The organism is Neorhizobium sp. BETTINA12A, from assembly GCF_023006485.1.
In the GTDB taxonomy this organism is placed as follows: domain Bacteria; phylum Pseudomonadota; class Alphaproteobacteria; order Rhizobiales; family Rhizobiaceae; genus Neorhizobium.
The window spans coordinates 1-18418 of sequence record NZ_JALBGW010000001.1; the positions used below are offsets into that span (position 1 = coordinate 1).

The window sequence follows — 18418 nt, forward strand, 5'->3', positions numbered from 1 at the left end:
GCCTGGGCGACACTCATGCAGCGCTGGGCTACACCCGCTGGGTCGCCCAAGGCGGCGACTGGGGAGCCGGCGTGACCCATGCGCTGGGCCATCTGCGGCCAGCTGGGCTCATTGCTGCGCACGTGAACTGGCAGTTGGTGGTTCCCGATAAGCTTCCCGATCATCCGACCCCTGAGGAGCAGCTTGCCATCGACGGCGTCAGGCGCTTCACCGGCGACGGCTACGGCTACTTCCGCGAACAGGCAACGCGCCCGCAGACCATCGCCTACGGCCTGGCAGATTCGCCTGTCGGACAGGCGACCTGGATCTACGAGAAGTTCCAAGCCTGGACCGATAACCGGGGAAACCCCGAGGATGCCCTGAGCATCGACCAGATGCTCGACGACATCTCGATTTACTGGTTCACGGGCACGGCGGCGTCCTCCGCTAGGTTCTACTGGGAGAACGCGCGGAACGGTCGCGGTGCTAATGCCGGCCGGATCGAGCTGCCGATGGCGGCGACGGTGTTCCCGCATGAGATTTTCACGACGACGAAGGCCTGGGCCGAGGCGCTGTGGCCGAACCTGTTCTACTGGAACAAGGTTGATCGTGGTGGCCACTTCGCGGCCTTCGAGCAGCCCGCGATCTTCGCTGACGAGATGCGCAAGGCGTTCCGCTCGATCCGCAGCGGCTGATCGGCATACGTTTGCTGAAGTGGACGCTCACGACAAAATAAAAGACGAGCTGACTGACCGATTCCCCCGCCTGCACTGTTTTACCGCCAAGCAGGTTGAATAAGGTCGAACCGGCGCGCGTGACGAAATGTGCCCTGCGCGATTGAGGCTAAGTCCCGCGGCCTAACTATTGTTCGATGACTCACGGCGTGCGCGAAACCATCAACGAGGGCGATCCGCCGCCCAATACTGGAGCACCAATGCAAGGAGGCAAAAATGGCGACGCCATTTACCATCCATATTCCCGATCAGCGCCTTACTGAGATCAGGCGCAAAGTCGAAGCTTATGACTGGGATCAGCTCCCAGACGCCGGAGGCTGGCGATCCGGGATAGGCAAAGCGGATCTCCAGCGCCTGGTCAGATTCTGGCTTGACGGATTCGACTGGCGCGAGGTCGAACGTAGGCTAAATCGGCGTCCTCATTTCACCGCTGAGGTTGACGGCCAGCGCCTTCATTTTATCCACGAAGTAGGCGACGGGGCCAAACCGCCCATCCTTCTTCTACACGGCTGGCCGGGGTCCTTCATTGAGTTCGAGCAGATGATCGATCCGCTCATCGCAGACGGCCATGACGTGGTCATCCCGTCCCTCCCGGGCTTCGCCTTCTCCAACCCGACCACAGGCATCCTTGGTCCGATCCGGATTGCGGAGCTACTGCACAGGTTCATGACCGAGCTATTCGGCGAGCGGCGCTACTTTGTGCAGGGCGGCGATTGGGGCGCGGGCATCGCTACCCGAATGGCCTATGGTCGTCCGCAAGCATTGCTTGGCATCCACCTCAACATGGTCCCGATCACGGCTGCCGATGTGCGTCCGACGACGTCCGCTGAGGAGGACTGGCAGGCCCGTTTCGCTGCCAATTCCGATCGAGAGAGAGGTTACAGCCATGAGCAGGGTACGCGGCCCCAAACGCTAGGCGTCGCGATGGCAGACAGTCCCGTTGGTGCGGCGGCCTGGATCCTTGAGAAGTTCGGTGTCTGGTCCGACTTGCCGAAGCGCGATGATGGCAGCCCTGACCTATGGGAGCGCTTTTCAGAAGAGCAATTGCTGACCAACATTATGCTTTATGTGGCGCCCGCTGCGGTCGTGACTGCGACCTGGATCTATCAAGGCCAACGGGAAGAGGGTGCAGACAAGGTGTCCGCCGGGACGCGTGTGGACGTGCCTACAGGCGTCGCCGCGTTCCCTGACCCCGTCTTCATACCGCCGCCGCGATCGTACGCGGAGAAGACGTACAATATCGTGCGTTGGACCGAGATGACCAAGGGCGGTCATTTCGCAGCGATGGAAGAGCCGGAACTGCTGCTCGCGGATCTGCGTGCCTTCATCGCTAGTACTCAGGGACATCACCGTTGAGATCGGGATTTTTGCCACTAGCCCGCCGCACCATTCGCGAGACATCTGTGCGAGGACCGACAATGACCACAATTGATCTTGCAAACGTCTACCTCGGGTATATCGCCTGCCTGAACAGCCAAGATTGGGAAAATCTCGGACGCTTCGTCCAGGATGATGTTCGTCGCAACAGCACTATGCTTGGCCTGAGTGGATACCGGCGAATGCTCGAGGATAATTTCGAGCAGATGCCGGACCTCCATTTCGACATCCAGATCCTTGTCGCTGAACCGCCCCATATCGCGGCCCGGCTGTGGTTCGACGTTACGCCGAAAGGGCAATTTCTTGGCGTTCCTGTGAACGGTCGGAAGGTGGCCTTCGCGGAGAACGTCTTCTACGAATTCCGAGGAGGCCGAATCCAAGAGGTTTGGTCAGTCATCGACAAGGCTGGTGTCGAGGGTCAACTTAGATAATCTCCTAAGAAAACGGCATTTGTCGAGAAAGAGCCTGTATATGTCGAGAACGGGGCGTCTATTTGAACTAATAAGCCTGCTACGAGCACGCAGGATGCCCGTTACGGCGCAATATTTGGCGCGTGAACTAGGTATCTCGCGGCGGAGCGTATACCGGGACATTGAGACGCTACGCTCGCTCGGAGCGCCTCTCGATGGACAGGCGGGTATCGGCTATCGTCTGGGAGAAGGCTTCTTTCTCCCGGAATTCGCGTTTTCATCGGATGAACTGGACGCGGTAATCCTCGGTTTAGGCTGGGTGCGGCAGCGCGCCGATCCCGCCTTGGCACAAGGCAGCGAGAGGGCTCTTGCGAAGATACTTTCCGCCAGAAAAAACGGCCCAGCGACAAATGATGCGCCACCTGCTCTCGTAACCGCGGCCTCGGCGTCGGAGCGCAAAGACCCTCCGCAGGTCGCTTTGTTGCGGGATGCCATCCGCCGGCAACGCAAAGTCGCGATCAGCTATGAGGACACCCACGGCACGTTGTCGGATCGGGCCGTCTGGCCGATCGCCATCGTCTATTTCGACGATGTGCGCGTATTGGCGGCTTGGTGCGAACGCAGATCGGCTTTCCGCCACTTCCGTGTCGATCGTGTGCAACTGACGACAGTTTCGGAGGAGCGCTACCCCGGCGGACGCCTATCCCTCGCGAGGCAGTGGCGGCAGCAGGATCGTGACTGGCGTTCGATGATGACAGTTTCTGACACGTCCGGGCGTTATCCACCAACCGGCGCAGTCGCTCCGGGCGCCCTGTGAAAGGAAAACGGATGGCCTTGCCCCGTTCGAATGGGATCGCGACGCGCCGGTCGGGCAGCGCAATCCTACGTTACGCAGTTATCCTAATGACTTTGGTGGTTTTACCGATCCCGGTTTCTGCACAACAGTGGCGGATCCGGCGAGAAGAGAAGGATCAGTTATGACGAATCAAGAAGCCTGGAAGCTGTACGAAAAATATCTAAGCGCTTGGAATACGGCCTCGATCGAAGAACGTTTGAAGATCGCCAACGAGGTTTTGAGCGAGAACATCGAATACCACACTGCAAGACATGACCTGACCACCGGTCGATCACTGGTCATCGAAGACATGGCCACGTTCCATGAGAGATTCCCGGGCGGACATTTCGAAATCGGTGATGTCTCATCGCACCACAATGTGGCTCTATTGACTTGGGTTATCATCCAGGCCGATGGCAAGGAGTTTGCTCGCGGAGGTGATCAAATCACAGTGGGTAGCAACGGACAGATCTCTAAAATAACTACGTTCGCGCCGTCTGCAAAAAATCCAAATCAATTTCCGCGAGTTTGAATTTGGCACTCGTGTCGCGCTTCTGCTTGCGTCACGATGCCGGGCCAGCTTTCGGAGGGCTTCCGAACTCGCGCTTAAAAGCGTGACCGAACGCGCTCTGGGACTCGTAGCCAACGCTCCTTGCTATAGTGGCAACATTCGCATCCCCCCTAGCCAACGCCGCACGAGCAATGGTTAGACGCCACGCCCGCAAATAGGTGAGCGGCGGTTGACCTACGCGGCGGGCGAAGGCGGCGGAAAAAGCGGCGCGCGACATACCGGCGACGTTCGCGAGCCCGGCCACCGTCCAAGGCCGCGAGACATCCTCGTGGATCGCTTGGAGAACCCGACCTAGCCGGGGGTCTGAGAGCGCGCCAAACCATCCAATTCCGACTTGCTCGGGCTGGCTTGCGTAGGCGCGGATCGCTTCTACCAACAAGATGTCGGCCAGGCGTGAACTGACGACTTCTCCGCCAATTCTGTCTCGCTGGATCTCGTCGTTCATCAGATTGAGGATCGTTGCTATTGCTCCCGACGCAGGCGTGCCGCGGGGGACGAGCAAAAAGTCCGGCAGCATGTCGAGCAGGAAGTCTGCATTGTCAGCGGCAAAGCTGACCGTTCCTCCAATCCCTATTGTGTCATTGCCTCCGAAGCGGGCCACGTCGCAACCAGAAGCCCCATAAAAGACCTGTCCATCGATCGGCGTTTGGCCCGGATCGCTTGCCACTACATAGGGAGTGCGTCCTAGCAGACCGACGTCACCCGCCTGCATGAACTGAGGCTCGCGTGAAGGCAGCAGCATCCAGCTCGTGCCGCGCAACACCGCGACGAACTTAAGCCGATCCATTGCGGGAAACGCGAGAGCCCATTCACCCGCGGCCTCCATTCGGGTGCGCCGCGTCACCCTCGCACCAAGGACATCGAGCACATTCGATAGTGGGTCGGCCACCAGTTTGGACGATTGCGACAACTTCATAGCCAACGAAGCATAGATCATCTTGCCGCGCTTGGCTATTTTCTTCGGAAGAACTCGGCGATGGAGATCGGCAATGAGCGTCGAAGGCAAAGTCGTCGCGATCACAGGGGCAAGCAGTGGCATTGGATGCGCGACGGCGAAATTGCTGGCGAAACATGGCGCTTTTGTCGTGCTGGGCGCCCGCAACGAAGAGGCGCTGGCGGCGATTACAGGCGAGATCACCGCTGCGGGCGGCAAGGCTGCGTTCCTAGCGACCGATGTCCGCCGCCGGCGCGATCTTGAAGCGCTTGTTGGATTGGCGGTCGAACGAGGCGGCAAACTTGATGCCATCGTTAACAACGCCGGAATTGGGCCGATCTCGCGATTCGACGCGCTGCGTGTCGAGGATTGGGACGCAATGATAGACGTTAATCTGCGTGGCACTCTCTACGGGATCGCCGCCGCGCTGCCGGTGTTCACGCGGCAGGGAAGCGGCCACATAATCAACGTCATCTCTACCGCGGGTATCAAGATACTACCGACGATGGGCGTTTACGCCGCGACCAAGAATGCAGTCCGGACGGTGACGGAAGCCCTGAGGCAGGAGGCGGGACCGAAGCTTCGCGTCACGGAGATATCACCGGGAATGGTCGCCACGAACTTCGGAGACTCGATTACAGACCAGGCAGTCAAGGAGGCCATCGGTAAGCGCTTAGGAAATATCGCGATCCCTCCCGATGCAGTCGCACGGGGCATTCTCTTCGCACTGGAGCAGCCGCCCGAAGTCGATGTCGGCAGCATCGTCATTCGGCCGACCGCACAGGACTGAGGAGCGGTGCTCGAGCTTCAGCGTTGAAGCGATGCCGCTGGATGCGGAATTTCTCGTATCGGCGCGTGCCCGGGCTTGTTCGCAGCCACATCACCTTCGTCGGAGCAGCACCACACGACACTTGACAGTTCGCTTGGTACCTTGCAATATTCGCAAGCTACCAAACAATTGGAGGGACCTTGTCCTCATGCAGGACGAACGAGACGTCGAACATCTGACTGTGGGGGCATGGACAAAGCGATGCTATTTTGCGGGACGGGCCCTCATGGACGCGACGCTGCGACCATACGATCTGGGTTCGACGCAGTGGTACGTTCTCTGGCATCTGGCAAACGCTGGTCCGATGGTGCAGCGCGATCTCGGACGTGCGCTTGAGCTCGAACGGGCGACTTTGAGCGGGATCATCGCCACGCTCGTTCGCAAAGGGCTGGTCCGGCAGACCTCGGATGGAGAAGACCAGCGCCAGCGTCTTCTGACACTCACGAGTTCTGGCGAGGCCCTGTGGCGGGAGATCCCAGACCTCTCGTTTATTCACCAAGCTGCTTTTGACGGTATCGATGAGGCCGATCTGGCCACGACGATGCGCGTCCTTCGATTGGCGACCGAGCGGCTACAGACCCTCTCACGAAAGGTATGAGCTAATGACAATACTGATAACTGGAGCGACGGGCCTTGTTGGCGAGCGCCTTGTTCCGCGGCTGGTAGAAGCAGGCCTTGCTTGCCGGCTGCTGCTGCGGGCAGGGAAAACCTGCCCCCCGGCAGCAACGGCCGTGACCGGCGATATTCTTGACCCTTTGACGCTTTCGGAGGCTGTTTGGGGTGTTTCGGCAATCGTGCATCTGGCGGCCATCTTTCGCACCTCGGATACAGATTTGATCTGGAAGAGCAACCTAGAGGGTACCCGCAATTTGATCGCCGCTGTAAAAGCTGATGCGCCTGATGCTCGCTTCATTATGGCGAGCACGTCGAATGTCTATAACAAGAACTCGACCCAGCCCGGCCGGGAGACAGATAGTGTTGAGCCGGAACAAGCCTACCCCGCCAGCAAGGTCGCAGCCGAGAAACTGCTGCGCGAGAGTGGCTTGAACTGGTCGATCTTACGGTTCCCGTTTGTTTATGGCGACGGCGACGGTCACCTGGAGATGCTGCCAAAGCACCTGGTCGCCTTCGGCTTCCATCCCGCCAATCGCATGAGCACGATACACCATCGCGATATTGCAACGGCGATGAGATTGGCGCTGGCAGGCGCCTTCGATGGCCGGATCGTTAACATATCCGATGAAGCGCCGACGACGGTCTATGAATTGGCGGGACTCGTGGGGCAAAAAATGGAACCCTCGGCCGAGGCAATGCAAAATCCATGGTACCTCCATGTTGATGCATCGCTCGCGCGGAGTCTTGGTTTCCGGCCGGCCGTGAGGACGGTGTACCAGGCTGCGCAGGAAAAAATACTGTAGGGCAATAATGCATGTCCTCCAGGCGCCCGATTATGCTGCTTCGAAGCAACCGCTTCTATTGGCGCGCTGGCCGTATGCGGTCCCGGTTGATAGTTCGGGCCTGAGGAGCGTTCCCCCGTCGCGCGTCCTCGATCTGCTGGCGGCGACACTTTCTTCCGGACCGAGACCGGCGGGGCCACGCCAGGCGGCAAGACCACTGACGGTCGGACGCACAAGTCGCCGGGCAATGGCGGGCCAAGTTGCGCCACGCCCGTATAGTCGCGCGGGAGCACTGACATCATAAGTGACCATCGCAATTACGGTCGGAACGACTTCTCCATAGGCAAGCCGAAGAAAGATCCAATCAAACAGCCAATGCTGGACCGGGATGCGCCGAAGAGGCTATTGCCGAGATCCACCGCGTGAGGCGACGCCACTTGTAAAGACGCTAACCAAATGCGCTATATGCGCTTCAGGCAAATTGTCCTGCTCTGTGGCGAGCGAGATTGCGGTCGCTACGCACACAAGATCATCGAAGCTGATGTCTGGTCGAACTGCCCCTGCCTTCTGCGCACTGTTCAACAGGCGAACGCCTTCGGCCGTGGTTGCGAGACATCCGGGCGTCCCGATTCTCATAACCATCCCGAGCGATGCTGCCAGACCACGATAGACGTTTGTGTGCTGAACGAGGTCTTCCAAATATGCGCGTAGAGCGTCCAAAGGATCAAGTTTGGATGCTCTGGCACGGCTCGCCTCCGCAAAAGCCAGAAATCGGGCGCTGTATGTGGCGGCCAAGAGGTCTTCTCTCGTCGGAAAGCGGCGATAAAGCGTCCCGATCCCGACCCCGGCGCGCTTTGCGACGTCGTCCAATGAAACGCCCGCGCCTCGCTCCAGAAAGACCTCCTCCGCTGCGGTAAGGATCCGCTCCTTGTTCAGCCGCGCATCGGCTCGCAATGGAGTTTCGTCCGCCAAAAAATCGACCTCACTGTGACTTGTAAGTGGAGAATATCTCCATATAGTAAATGGAGCAATCCTCCACTTACTGCAAAAGCGAGCGAATGGCATGACGAAGCGATTTGAGGACAAGGTCGTAGTGATCACGGGCGGGACGGACGGCATAGGCTTGGCAACGGCCAAGTTGTTTGCAGCAGAAGGTGCCTATACGTATGTCACCGGCCGCCGGCAGGAACGTCTAGATGAGGCCCTAGAGGAAATCGGCAACGGCGCCATTGGCGTTCAAGGCGATGTCAGCGATCTCGCGGACCTCGACAAACTCTATGCAGAAGTAAAGCGTGATCACGGCCGCGTTGACGTGGTATTCGCCAATGCCGGCGTGTCCGAGTCCGCCCCGATTGGCGCGATTGAAGAAGATCATTTCGACCGGGTCTTCGATATCAACGTCAAAGGTATGGTCTTTACGGTGCAGAAGGCTCTACCGCTGATGCCTTCCGGCGGCGCTGTCGTGTTGACCGGATCGGGGGCGGGCAGCAAGGGCTTTGCCAACCTATCCATCTATAGCGCCACCAAGGCAGCGATTCGCTCGTTCGCACGAACTTGGACGATCGATCTGAAAAGCCAGGGTATTCGTGTGAACGTCGTTTCACCCGGCATGGTCCTGACATCGGCAATGCAGACCTATCTGCGGAACAATGCCGGCGCTGAGGAGTGGATGCAGCAGGCTATTCCGTTCGGCAGGCTTGCCCAGACTGAAGAGGTCGCCAAGGCGGTGCTGTTTCTGGCATCGAACGATAGTAGCTTCGTTGGCGGCGAAGAACTATTTGTCGACGGCGGCTTCGTGGCGGTGTGAGAACCGAGTACCGGGACCGTCGAGACGTCTGGCTTCTATAGAACGGCGCCCCAGCACAGACCGGCGGCGCGAGGGGGTCGTTTTCGGCCGGCACATGCACCCGCTTGGGCAGACCTTGGTCACTGTCTCCGCCACAGTGTTGCTCAAAAGGAAGGTGGCCCTATTGAGACACCCCACCCGGGTGACGTCGAGTGGATCCCTCCTCAGGTGAAGCCGAAACGAGGAACTCGAACTCCGATTCCCGGCATCACCTGCACGGGTAACGTCACGATCGCCTTGAATGGTTTCGAACCTTGACCCGCTCTTTGTGGAATAAGATAGCTGCTAGCCGCGACGCCAAATCATGTTTGAACTCAAAAAGATATCTCGACCTTCGGTCCGACGTTGCTGGAACGTGCGGCGATCGACATTGCAATTGCAACAGAGATTGCGATTCTTCCATCTTCCCCGATAGCGAGCGGGCGAGTGCCAGTTGTCATCGCCCGGTGTAGGTATCGAATAACCTCCGTATAGGGATCGACATGCGAAACCGGAATCGGCCTTTCGCCTGCGGCCATTACAAGCTTGAGCGCACCGGCTGGCCGGCCGGAAAGGCAATCGCTGGCATAAAGGCTGCCTTCGGTTCCATTAATGACGACCTCCGTCGCGCTGCCGGGCACGTTGAACGCATCGAAGGTTTGCGCGACGAGGCCGGACGGAAAGCGCATCGTGCTCATGACGGCCTGGGCGATCGACGACGATTCGACTGCAACATCGCTCGTCATGGCCGTCACCTCTAGCGGGGTTTCCGCAAGCAGGTACCGCAGAAGATCGATATCATGCGTCGCTTTGTCGAAAATGATCCCGCTTCCGGGTTCATCCGTCAGCCGGCCACGATAAAGATGGCTTGGCAGCACGCCTGCATTGATAACGCGCGCGAAAAGCGGCTGGCCGATCGCGCCGCTTTGGACAAGCGCGGCCATCTCGCGATTGACCGTCGAGCCGCGCAAGTGGTGGTTGACGCCCAGGATGACTCCCGCGCTCCGGCAGCCCTCGATCATCTCGGCGGCTTCCTCGAGGCTCGTCGCAAGAGGCTTTTCGCACAGGACATGTTTGCCGGCGGAGGCTGCTGCAAGCACATGCGCATGGTGCAGCCTGTTGACGCTCGAAACATAAACCGCATCGCAGTGGTCAAAGAACTCGCCCAGATCCGTCGTGCGAGCGGATATGCCGAGGGCGTCGGCAAACGCATCGGCCCGCCCACGGTCGGACGAATAGACCGAGGCGACATGACCACCATTTGAGCGGATCGCATTGACGAGCCTTTCACGCGCGATCGTCGATGCGCCCAGCAGCCCCCAGCGAATTTTGTTTTCCGACATGCCGATGCCCTATGATTGAACCTTCAAAAAAGGAAGCTCGCTCCGTCTTCGGAACTTGAGACGGCGCGGCGGGCATTGGCGAAAAGCTCCCGGCCGATGCCGCGCTTGGCGCGGTGTGGCATTGCAAGCCGCTTGCGGCCGGCGATCGTCGCCTCATCGACGAGCATTTCCAGAGTGCCTGTCACCGGGTCGATCCTGACCATGTCACCATCCCGCACGAGCGCAAGCGGTCCTCCATCGGCTGCCTCGGGCGAGACATGGATGGCCGCCGGGATCTTGCCGGAAGCGCCGGACATGCGCCCGTCGGTCACCAGAGCCACCTTGAAGCCGCGATCCTGCAGAACGCCAAGGGCGGAACTGAGCTTGTGAAGTTCCGGCATGCCGCAGGCCTTCGGTCCTTGAAAGGGCAGGACCGCGACGAAATCTCGGTCCAACTCCCCCGCTTTGAAGGCCAGCATGAGCTGCTCCTGCGTTTCGAAGATTTTCGCGGGAGCCGTCACAGCACCGCGACCTCCCTTCACCGCCGAAACCTTGATGACGGAGCGACCGAGATTGCCGGTCAGCACCCGGAGACCGCCCGTCGGCTGAAACGGTTTTCCGGCAGAACGCAGAACGCTTTCATCCGATGAAGTACTGTCGTGATCGCGCCATTCGACGGCATCATTCACAAGTACCGGTACCTGCCGGTATCGGTCTAGACCTTCGCCGGCGATCGTATTCACATCCGCATGAAGAAGCCCATGATCGAGCAACGTCGCGATCAGCGATCGCATGCCGCCGGCCGCATGAAACTGGTTGATGTCGGCAGGCCCGTTCGGATAAGCCCGCGCGACAAGCGGTATCACCTCCGAGAGGTTGGAGAAGTCGTCCCAGGTGATGATGATGCCGGCCACACGGGCCATCGCAACCAAATGGATCGTATGGTTTGTGGATCCGCCCGTTGCAAGCAGCCCAATGATGCCGTTGACGATCGTCTCCACACCGACGATCCGCGATATCGGCGTGAATCGCGGGCCAGGCGTCGAGATCTCCAGCGCGCATCTGACCGCAGCCCGCGTCAGCGCATCTCGCAGCGGCGTGTTCGGATTGACGAAACTGGAGCCGGGAAGATGCAGCCCCATGATCTCCATCAGCATCTGGTTGGAATTTGCCGTGCCGTAGAATGTGCAGGTTCCGGGCGCGTGATAGGAGCGAGCTTCGGATTCCAGCAGTTCTTGCTGCCCCACCTTGCCTTCCGCATGCAACTGCCGGACCTTGACCTTTTCCGAGTTCGACAGACCGGTCGGCATCGGTCCTCCGGGAACGAAGACTGCCGGAAGATGGCCGAAGGCCAGTGCACCCATGACAAGCCCTGGTACGATCTTGTCGCAGACCCCCAGATAAAGCGCCGCATCGAAAGCGTCATGGCTGAGCGCGATCGCCGTGGACATGGCAATGACGTCCCGCGAGAACAGGGACAGTTCCATGCCCTCCCTACCCTGCGTGATGCCGTCGCACATGGCCGGCACGCCTCCGGCCACTTGCGCGATCGCGCCGAGACAGTTTGCCTCGCGGCGGATGATGTCAGGAAAGCGCTCGAACGGCTGGTGAGCCGACACCATGTCGTTATAGGCCGTCACGATCGCCAGATTTGACGCATTCGCCGCCAGCAGCGCAGTCTTGTCTGCAATGGGACAGGCTGCGGCGACATGCGCCGCATTCGCGCAGGGCATCGTGTTTCGCCGCGGCCCGTCGCGATTGAGCGCTTCTTCGACCATGGCCTCATATTCCGCGCGGGTCTGCGCGGAGCGGTTTCGGATTCTGTCGGTGACGTGGAGTATCGTGTCGATCGGTTTCACTAGAGTGTTCCGGAGCTTGGCGGTGCGAAGACCGTGTTGGCCATGATGGCATTGAGATCACTTGTAAAATTTGACAACGACATGTCAAGGGAACGATCTTGTCTTCCCGTTCGCACCGGATCTGATTTTCCTCGCAATATCTGCAAACATCTGAATTTTAACGATATATCTATGTTTAAAAAATATTTACCCTAACCTTCGAGGGCTCTCCTTACGTTACGCATGAAAAAATCATGCCATCATGTAAATTTTATTGACTACATGTTCACGAATTTTTATGGTGCCGGCAATGGGAGGCGAAAGGCTTGCAGCAAGGCAAGAACGCCCCCTGTCGTTTTGAATTGGAGGTTCCGGGTGGGTTTAAGCAAGCAGCGGATCGTGCATCTGGGAAACGCGTTTCTCGACACGATCGTCTATCTGCCGACGCTGCCGACGCAGCCGAGCAAGATCCGGGCGCTTGACGTGTTGAAGACCGGCGGCGGAATTGCCGCGACGGCTGCCTATACCACGGCGCTATTGGGCGCAGAGACCGTCTATTGGGGCCGCCTCGGCAATGACGAGACTGGCGACCAGATTTTGGCCCGCCTCGCGGCCGTCGGTGTTGATACCCGCTCGGTCCGGCGTGTGGATGGCGGGGTCAGCCCGATAGGTACGATCCTCGTATCTCCGGATGGCGACCGCATGGCATTCGGTTTCATCGGCCGGAACCTTGGCAATGAGGCAGAATGGCTTCCTTTGAGCCAGCTTGATGGCGTGACCGGCGTGCTTGCCGACTACAGTTGGTGGGAAGGCGCTGCGGCAGTGTTCGAGGCTGCCCGCAAGCGCAACATCGTCAGCGTCCTCGATGCCGATGTCGGCGACATGGATGCGGTTCACAAGCTCCTGCATCTCCCCGACCACGTCGTCTTCTCTGCGGCCTGCCTTCGCCGCCTTTCTGGTAGCGACGACATCGAAACCGGTCTTCGCCACGCGCGCGGCCTGTGTCGGGGCGTGGTTGCCGTCACGGATGGCGAGCATGGTTTCTTCTGGCTGGATGACTCGGGCGTCCGAAATGTGCCGGCCTTTCCCATCAAGGCGATCGATACCAATGGTGCGGGCGACATTTTCCACGGCGCCTATACGCTGGCCGTCGCGGAAGACCTCGATGTCGAAAATGCAGCCCGGTTTGCGAGCGCCACTGCCGCGCTGAAATGCGCCAAGGGCAGCGGCTGGGAAAGCATCCCCGATCGCAGCGCCGTCGAAGATTTTCTCAAGAGGAGTGCGTGATGAATATTACCCCCGGCAAACTTTGGGGTCTGCGCCGGCTGGCGGACGAAAACGGCCGCTTCAAGATGCTGGCGATGGATCAGACCGGGCCGATCGTCAACCCGATCAAGGCCGCCCTCAATGTCGCTCACGCACCTTACCATCATATTGCTGCGGTGAAGCGGCTGCTCGGGACCTACCTGGCGCCGAAGGCTTCGGCGGTGCTGATCGATCCGCCACTCGGCTATTCGGCCACGGTCGATGGCATTTCCGCGCGCAAAGGGCTGCTGGTTGCAACGGAATGGGCGACCTGGGAAGTGACGAAGAACGGGCGCAAGTCACAAAACATTCCCGGATGGAATCCGGGCGTCATCCGCAAGATCGGCGGCGACGGGGTCAAGGTGAACCTCTGGTTTCGCGCCGATGTCAGCGATGACGTGAAGGAACATCAACTCGCCTATCTCAACAGCGTAAAGCGGGATTGCCGCGAGAACGATATTCCTTTCATCCTCGAGTTCCTCGTATACCCCTTCCCGGATGAGACACAGGAAGCGCTCAATGCGCGTCGTGTCGAACTCGTGGCCGGTTCACTTGCAGACACGGACATCATGAATCCGGAAGGCGTGGACGTCTACAAGCTCGAACCGCCGACCGAAACCGTCGATGTGCCCGATCCGGACGCCCCCGATGCAGCCCGCATCCAGAAGCGGTTCGATGACATGGCGAAGGGTCTGGGTCGCCCGTGGGTGCTTCTAAGCGCAGGCTCCACACCAGAAGACTTCCTGAGGCTCCTCACCTATGCATACCGCGCAGGCGCAAGCGGATACCTCGCCGGCCGCGCCATATGGTCCAAGGCCTTTTCGAACTTCCCCGATATGGCGGCTATGGAAAAGGCCTTGGCAGATCAGGCCCCGCGCATCATGGATGACCTGAACGCACTGACCGACAGGATGGCGACCCCGTGGCGCGAGAACCGCAACTGGGAAAACAGCGTCACTGCATCGCCTGCGGGCGAGGATTTCGCACCGCGCTATGCCGATTTTGCAAGAACGGGCAACCTCGTAGCCTGATCCGCAGCCATCTGGAGACTTTTAGTGAGATATCTCGATTTTTCCGGAGTGCTATCACGCAGCGACCTTCTGCTGAAGGGCATGTTGCTGACCGCACAGATTTCGGTCATCTCGATGGTGTTCGCGCTGATGATTGCCGTTCTGGTCGCAAGTGTCTCCCTCAGCAGCAGTCGGTTCGTCCGGCTGCCGGCCGTCGTCTATGTGGAGGCGATCCGCAATACGCCGTTCATCGTGCAGGTCTTCCTGATCTATTTCGGCCTGCCAAGCTTCGGCATCCGGCTCGACCCCACGGTCGCCGCCATCCTCGCTATGTCGATCTATGGAGGCGCCTATTGCAGCGAAGTCATTCGTGCCGGTATCCAGAGCATCACCAAGGGGCAGATCGAAGCCGGCCGCGCGCTCGGCATGTCTCCGCTGACCATTTTCAAGCATGTCATCTTCAAGCCCGCGCTTGCGGCCGTTTTTCCGTCACTCGCTGCGCAGTTCATTCTGCTTCTTCTGTCGTCCAGCGTCGTCTCCGCGATCTCGGTCCCCGAGCTTACCGGCATCGGCAATGACATTCAGGGCATCACACTGCGAAACATGGAAATCTACCTCGTCATCGCGGTCGTGTACGTCGTTCTCGTCGCTGTGCTGAAAGGCGTGATGACGGTCCTTGAACGCGTCCTGTTTCCATTCAAGTTCCTGGGGCGATAAGATGTTTCAGCAATTCAGCCTCACCCATGTCCAGTTCATGCTGACCGGTCTCGGCTGGACCATCGGTCTGGCGCTCATCGCGCTGGTCGGCGGTTCGATTGCCGGGTCCGCGATAGCCCTGATGCGCGTTTCAACCAATCCTGTCGTCGGTCGGCTCGCACAGTTCTACATTTTCGTGGTGCAGGGCACACCGCTGCTCGTAACCCTGTTCATCGCCTATTTCGGCGTCACCTATATCGGCATTTCGATACAGCCGATCGTTGCGATCGCCGTCGCCTTTTCGTTCTACGCAGCGGCATTTCTTGGAGAAATCTGGCGCGGCGCCATCCAGTCCGTCCCGAAGGGACAACGGGAAGGCGCGCATGCGCTCGGCCTTGGTCGCGCAGACGCGATGATCCACATCATTGTGCCGCAAGCAATCCGGATCGCCATTCCGCCTACAGTCGGCTTTTTCGTCCAGCTCATAAAGAACACCTCGCTGGCTTCCGTCGTCGGCATCGTCGAGCTGACGCGCACGTCCCAGATCGTCAGCAACGCCACGTTCAAGCCGCTTGAGGTTTATCTGACCGCCGCGGCTTTCTATTTCCTTGTCTGCTTTCCGCTGACGCTGTTCAGCCGCAGCCTCGAGAAACGTCTGAAATCCTAACATCGTAACGGAGGAGAAAACGATGCTCGCATTTATAAGGAAAGCTGTCGTCGGCGTAGTTGCCGCGGCTTGCTTGTCATCCGTCGCTGTCGCACAGCAAACCACCAATACCTTCGACGAGATCATCAAGCGCGGCAAGATCGTCGTCGGCATCTCGCTGTCGACGCCGCCTTACGGCATGACGGACACCAGCATGAAGCCGTCCGGTTTCGACGTAGCGGTCGCAAACCTGATCTCCCGGGATCTCGGTGTGAAGCTTGAAATCGTCGACCAGGTTTCGCAGGCCCGAATCCCCAACCTGACGACCGGCAAGGTCGATATCGTCATCTCCTCTCTCGGCATCACGGCGGAACGCGCTAAGGCCATCATGTACAGCAACTCGATCTATGTCGACGAGCAGATGGTCATCGCGCCGACCGCCTCCAAGCTCGACAACCTCGAAGCTCTGGTCGGCAAGCGCGTTGGCGTGACCCGCGCCAGCACCAACGACACGATCATCACCCAGAAGGCCGTGCAGGGCACCAACATCCAGCGTTTCGAAGATGACGCCTCGACCAATCAGGCACTGTTCACAGGTCAAGTCGATGCGATCGTTTCCGGCGCCGCTGCTGCCAATGCCATTAACGCGCAGACGGACAAGTTCGCGCGCAAGTTCGCCGTCCGCCAGTCCCCGATGGGTATAGGCGTCCGCCGCGGCGATTACGACCTCCACCAGTGGCTCAACACCGAGATCATGATGCTGTGGAGCGGTGGTGAGCTGCAGGCTGCCCAGAAACAATGGCTGGGCATCGTCAACGAAGACGTTCCGCGCTTCTAATTTCATTTCATGGCCTGCAGCCGGGCTGCAGGCCAATCCTCACGAGAAAGTTGCCGATATGCCCAAAATAACGCTCAGACAATTGCTCGACCACGCCGCCGAACATCACTATGGCGTGCCCGCGTTCAGTGTCACTTGCATGGAACAGATGCTGGCGGTCATGAACGCCGCCAGTGCGGTTGATGCGCCCGTCATTCTCCAGGTCGGCACCAAGGCCCGCTCCTATGCGGGCGACATCATGATCGAGCACCTGTTTGCGGCGCTGGAAAAGATCTACCCGGATATCCCAATGGTGGTGCACCAGGACCACGGCAATAGCGAGGCGACGTGCGCGACCGCCCTCCAGCACAAGTTCACATCGGTGATGATGGACGGATCGCTGCTCGAAGACGCCAAGACGCCCTCCGACTACGACTACAATGCCCGCGTGACCGCGCGCGTATCCGAAGTCGCGCATTACATGGGCGCGTCGGTCGAGGGCGAGATCGGCGTTCTGGGGAAGCTCCAGTCGCGGACCGACGAACGTATGCTGACCGACCCGGACGAAGCAGTGAATTTTGTTAAGGCGACCAAGGTCGATGCCCTCGCCATCGCGATGGGCACTTCACACGGCGCCTACAAATTCAGCCGCAAGCCGGATGGCGAAGTCCTGGCCATGGACCGGCTGGAGGAAATTCACCGGCGCCTGCCCAACACCCATCTCGTGATGCACGGCTCCTCCTCGGTTCCGCAGGAATTACAGGACATCATGAACAAGTACGGTGCGGACATAAAGCAGACCTGGGGCGTACCGATCGAAGAAATCCAGCGCGGCATCAAGCATGGCGTCCGCAAGATCAATATCGATACCGATAACCGGATGGCGCTGGTCGGCCAGATCCGCCGGGTGATGCACGAAGACCCCAAAGAATTCGACATCCGCAACATGATGAAGCCCGGAATGGACGCCATTACCAAGCTCTGCAAGCAGCGGCTTGAAGAGTTTGGCACGGCTGGGCACGCTGCGAAGATCAAGGTCATCCCGTTGGCGGATATGGCGGGCCGATACGCTTCCGGCGAATTCGACCCGAAGATTGTCTGACGGCCACAAGGAAAAGACTGTGAGCGCAAATCATTCGAACGGAAAATCCGATGGAGCGGTCGTGGAGGCGAGGCAGGTGTCGAAGTCCTTCGGAGCCTTCCGGGCGCTGCGGAACATCGATCTGACCGTCAGCCGCGGCGAAACAATCGTGATCTGCGGTCCATCCGGATCCGGTAAATCGACCCTGATCCGCTGCCTCAACGCGCTGGAGCAATATCAATCCGGCTCTCTGCGCGTCTGTGGCATCGATGTAACGGATACACGACAGTCGATCGATGCGGTGCGGCGGCGCACCGGCATGGTCTTCCAGAACTTCAATCTTTTCCCGCATATGACCGTGCTGGAAAACTGCATGATCGCGCCGATGAAGGTAAAAGGCGCGTCGGGCGAGGAAGCCCGGGCGACCGCACAACGTTTCCTCGAACGGGTCCGGATTCCGGAACAGGCCGGCAAATATCCATCGCAACTTTCGGGCGGACAGCAGCAGCGCGTCGCGATCGCACGAGCACTCTCCATGAGCCCCGAACTGATGTTGTTCGACGAGCCGACATCGGCACTGGATCCGGAAATGGTCCGCGAAGTGCTCGATACGATGGTCGAGCTTGCCAAGGAAGGCGGCACGATGATCTGCGTGACGCACGAGATGCATTTCGCGCGTCAGGTAGCCGATCGCATCATCTTCATGGATGCCGGTGCGATCGTCGAGACAGGCAAGCCGGATGACTTCTTCTCAAATCCGAAGACGGCAAGAGCTCAGGAATTCCTGGCCCAGATCCTGCACTGAAGCGCCG

Annotated in this window: 19 protein-coding genes and 1 pseudogene; 16 read left to right on the plus strand and 4 right to left on the minus strand. The window is 59.3% G+C overall.

Annotated elements, in window-relative coordinates:
• The 5 genes and pseudogenes from MOV61_RS00005 to MOV61_RS00025 form a co-directional block, all read left to right on the plus strand.
• Positions 1-674 (plus strand): annotated as a pseudogene (locus MOV61_RS00005) (epoxide hydrolase); the annotation flags it as partial.
• 255 nt (positions 675-929) lie between these two features.
• Positions 930-2069, plus strand: a complete 1140-nt coding sequence (locus MOV61_RS00010) for an epoxide hydrolase family protein (protein WP_247135049.1) — start codon at positions 930-932, stop codon at positions 2067-2069.
• A 62-nt stretch (positions 2070-2131) separates the two neighbouring features.
• Entirely contained in the window at positions 2132-2521 is a 390-nt protein-coding gene (locus MOV61_RS00015) for an ester cyclase (protein WP_247135050.1), read from the plus strand.
• 40 nt (positions 2522-2561) lie between these two features.
• The gene (locus tag MOV61_RS00020) at positions 2562-3317 is read left to right on the plus strand and encodes a YafY family protein (RefSeq protein ID WP_258718735.1); all 756 of its coding nucleotides are present in this window, start codon (positions 2562-2564) and stop codon (positions 3315-3317) included.
• A gap of 160 nt (positions 3318-3477) precedes the next feature.
• Positions 3478-3867: a nuclear transport factor 2 family protein gene (locus tag MOV61_RS00025; RefSeq protein ID WP_247135052.1), complete on the plus strand. Its 390-nt coding sequence runs from the start codon at positions 3478-3480 to the stop codon at positions 3865-3867.
• 31 nt (positions 3868-3898) lie between these two features.
• On the opposite strand, the gene MOV61_RS00030 is transcribed toward MOV61_RS00025, so the two are convergent.
• Complete coding sequence (locus MOV61_RS00030; protein WP_247135053.1) at positions 3899-4912, minus strand: AraC family transcriptional regulator; 1014 nt, start codon at positions 4910-4912, stop codon at positions 3899-3901.
• On the opposite strand from MOV61_RS00030, the gene MOV61_RS00035 reads away from it, so the two are divergent.
• The 3 genes from MOV61_RS00035 to MOV61_RS00045 all read left to right on the plus strand — a co-directional run bounded on the left by MOV61_RS00035 (position 4896) and on the right by MOV61_RS00045 (position 7087).
• Entirely contained in the window at positions 4896-5630 is a 735-nt protein-coding gene (locus MOV61_RS00035) for an SDR family oxidoreductase (protein ID WP_247135054.1), read from the plus strand. The two genes, MOV61_RS00030 and MOV61_RS00035, sit on opposite strands and share 17 nt — an antisense overlap.
• A 187-nt stretch (positions 5631-5817) precedes the next feature.
• Positions 5818-6267 carry a MarR family winged helix-turn-helix transcriptional regulator gene (locus tag MOV61_RS00040; RefSeq protein ID WP_408962328.1) on the plus strand — a complete coding sequence of 150 codons (450 nt, stop codon included), beginning with the start codon at positions 5818-5820 and terminating at the stop codon, positions 6265-6267.
• Between the two features lie 4 nt (positions 6268-6271).
• The gene (locus tag MOV61_RS00045) at positions 6272-7087 is read left to right on the plus strand and encodes an NAD(P)-dependent oxidoreductase (protein ID WP_247135056.1); all 816 of its coding nucleotides are present in this window, start codon (positions 6272-6274) and stop codon (positions 7085-7087) included.
• Positions 7088-7468: 381 nt separating this feature from the next.
• Here the strand turns inward: MOV61_RS00045 and MOV61_RS00050 are convergent, their stop codons facing one another.
• Entirely contained in the window at positions 7469-8038 is a 570-nt protein-coding gene (locus MOV61_RS00050; RefSeq protein WP_247135057.1) for a TetR/AcrR family transcriptional regulator, read from the minus strand.
• Between the two features lie 91 nt (positions 8039-8129).
• On the opposite strand from MOV61_RS00050, the gene MOV61_RS00055 reads away from it, so the two are divergent.
• The gene (locus MOV61_RS00055) at positions 8130-8873 is read left to right on the plus strand and encodes an SDR family NAD(P)-dependent oxidoreductase (protein ID WP_247135058.1); all 744 of its coding nucleotides are present in this window, start codon (positions 8130-8132) and stop codon (positions 8871-8873) included.
• A 353-nt stretch (positions 8874-9226) separates the two neighbouring features.
• Here the strand turns inward: MOV61_RS00055 and MOV61_RS30535 are convergent, their stop codons facing one another.
• Both MOV61_RS30535 and edd read right to left on the minus strand, forming a co-directional pair.
• Entirely contained in the window at positions 9227-10234 is a 1008-nt protein-coding gene (locus MOV61_RS30535) for a Gfo/Idh/MocA family protein (protein WP_408962329.1), read from the minus strand.
• A gap of 23 nt (positions 10235-10257) precedes the next feature.
• A complete protein-coding gene (edd, locus tag MOV61_RS00070) occupies positions 10258-12072 on the minus strand; it encodes a phosphogluconate dehydratase (protein WP_247135059.1) in 1815 nt (604 codons plus the stop codon).
• Positions 12073-12426: 354 nt separating this feature from the next.
• Between edd and MOV61_RS00075 the strand changes: the two genes are divergently transcribed.
• The 7 genes from MOV61_RS00075 to MOV61_RS00105 are packed head-to-tail and all read left to right on the plus strand — an operon-like array spanning position 12427 to position 18411.
• Positions 12427-13338: a PfkB family carbohydrate kinase gene (locus MOV61_RS00075; protein WP_247135060.1), complete on the plus strand. Its 912-nt coding sequence runs from the start codon at positions 12427-12429 to the stop codon at positions 13336-13338.
• Positions 13338-14387 (plus strand): tagatose 1,6-diphosphate aldolase, encoded by a 1050-nt coding sequence (locus tag MOV61_RS00080; RefSeq protein ID WP_247135061.1) that lies wholly within the window; start codon positions 13338-13340, stop codon positions 14385-14387. Before MOV61_RS00075 ends, MOV61_RS00080 begins: the two co-directional genes overlap by 1 nt.
• A gap of 24 nt (positions 14388-14411) precedes the next feature.
• A complete protein-coding gene (locus MOV61_RS00085) occupies positions 14412-15083 on the plus strand; it encodes an amino acid ABC transporter permease (protein ID WP_247135062.1) in 672 nt (223 codons plus the stop codon).
• Between the two features lies 1 nt (position 15084).
• A complete protein-coding gene (locus tag MOV61_RS00090) occupies positions 15085-15729 on the plus strand; it encodes an amino acid ABC transporter permease (RefSeq protein WP_247135063.1) in 645 nt (214 codons plus the stop codon).
• 22 nt (positions 15730-15751) lie between these two features.
• Complete coding sequence (locus MOV61_RS00095) at positions 15752-16546, plus strand: transporter substrate-binding domain-containing protein (RefSeq protein WP_247135064.1); 795 nt, start codon at positions 15752-15754, stop codon at positions 16544-16546.
• Between the two features lie 58 nt (positions 16547-16604).
• Complete coding sequence (fba, locus tag MOV61_RS00100; RefSeq protein ID WP_040125234.1) at positions 16605-17627, plus strand: class II fructose-bisphosphate aldolase; 1023 nt, start codon at positions 16605-16607, stop codon at positions 17625-17627.
• Positions 17628-17646: 19 nt separating this feature from the next.
• Entirely contained in the window at positions 17647-18411 is a 765-nt protein-coding gene (locus MOV61_RS00105; RefSeq protein ID WP_247135065.1) for an amino acid ABC transporter ATP-binding protein, read from the plus strand.
• Positions 18412-18418 lie beyond the last annotated feature (7 nt).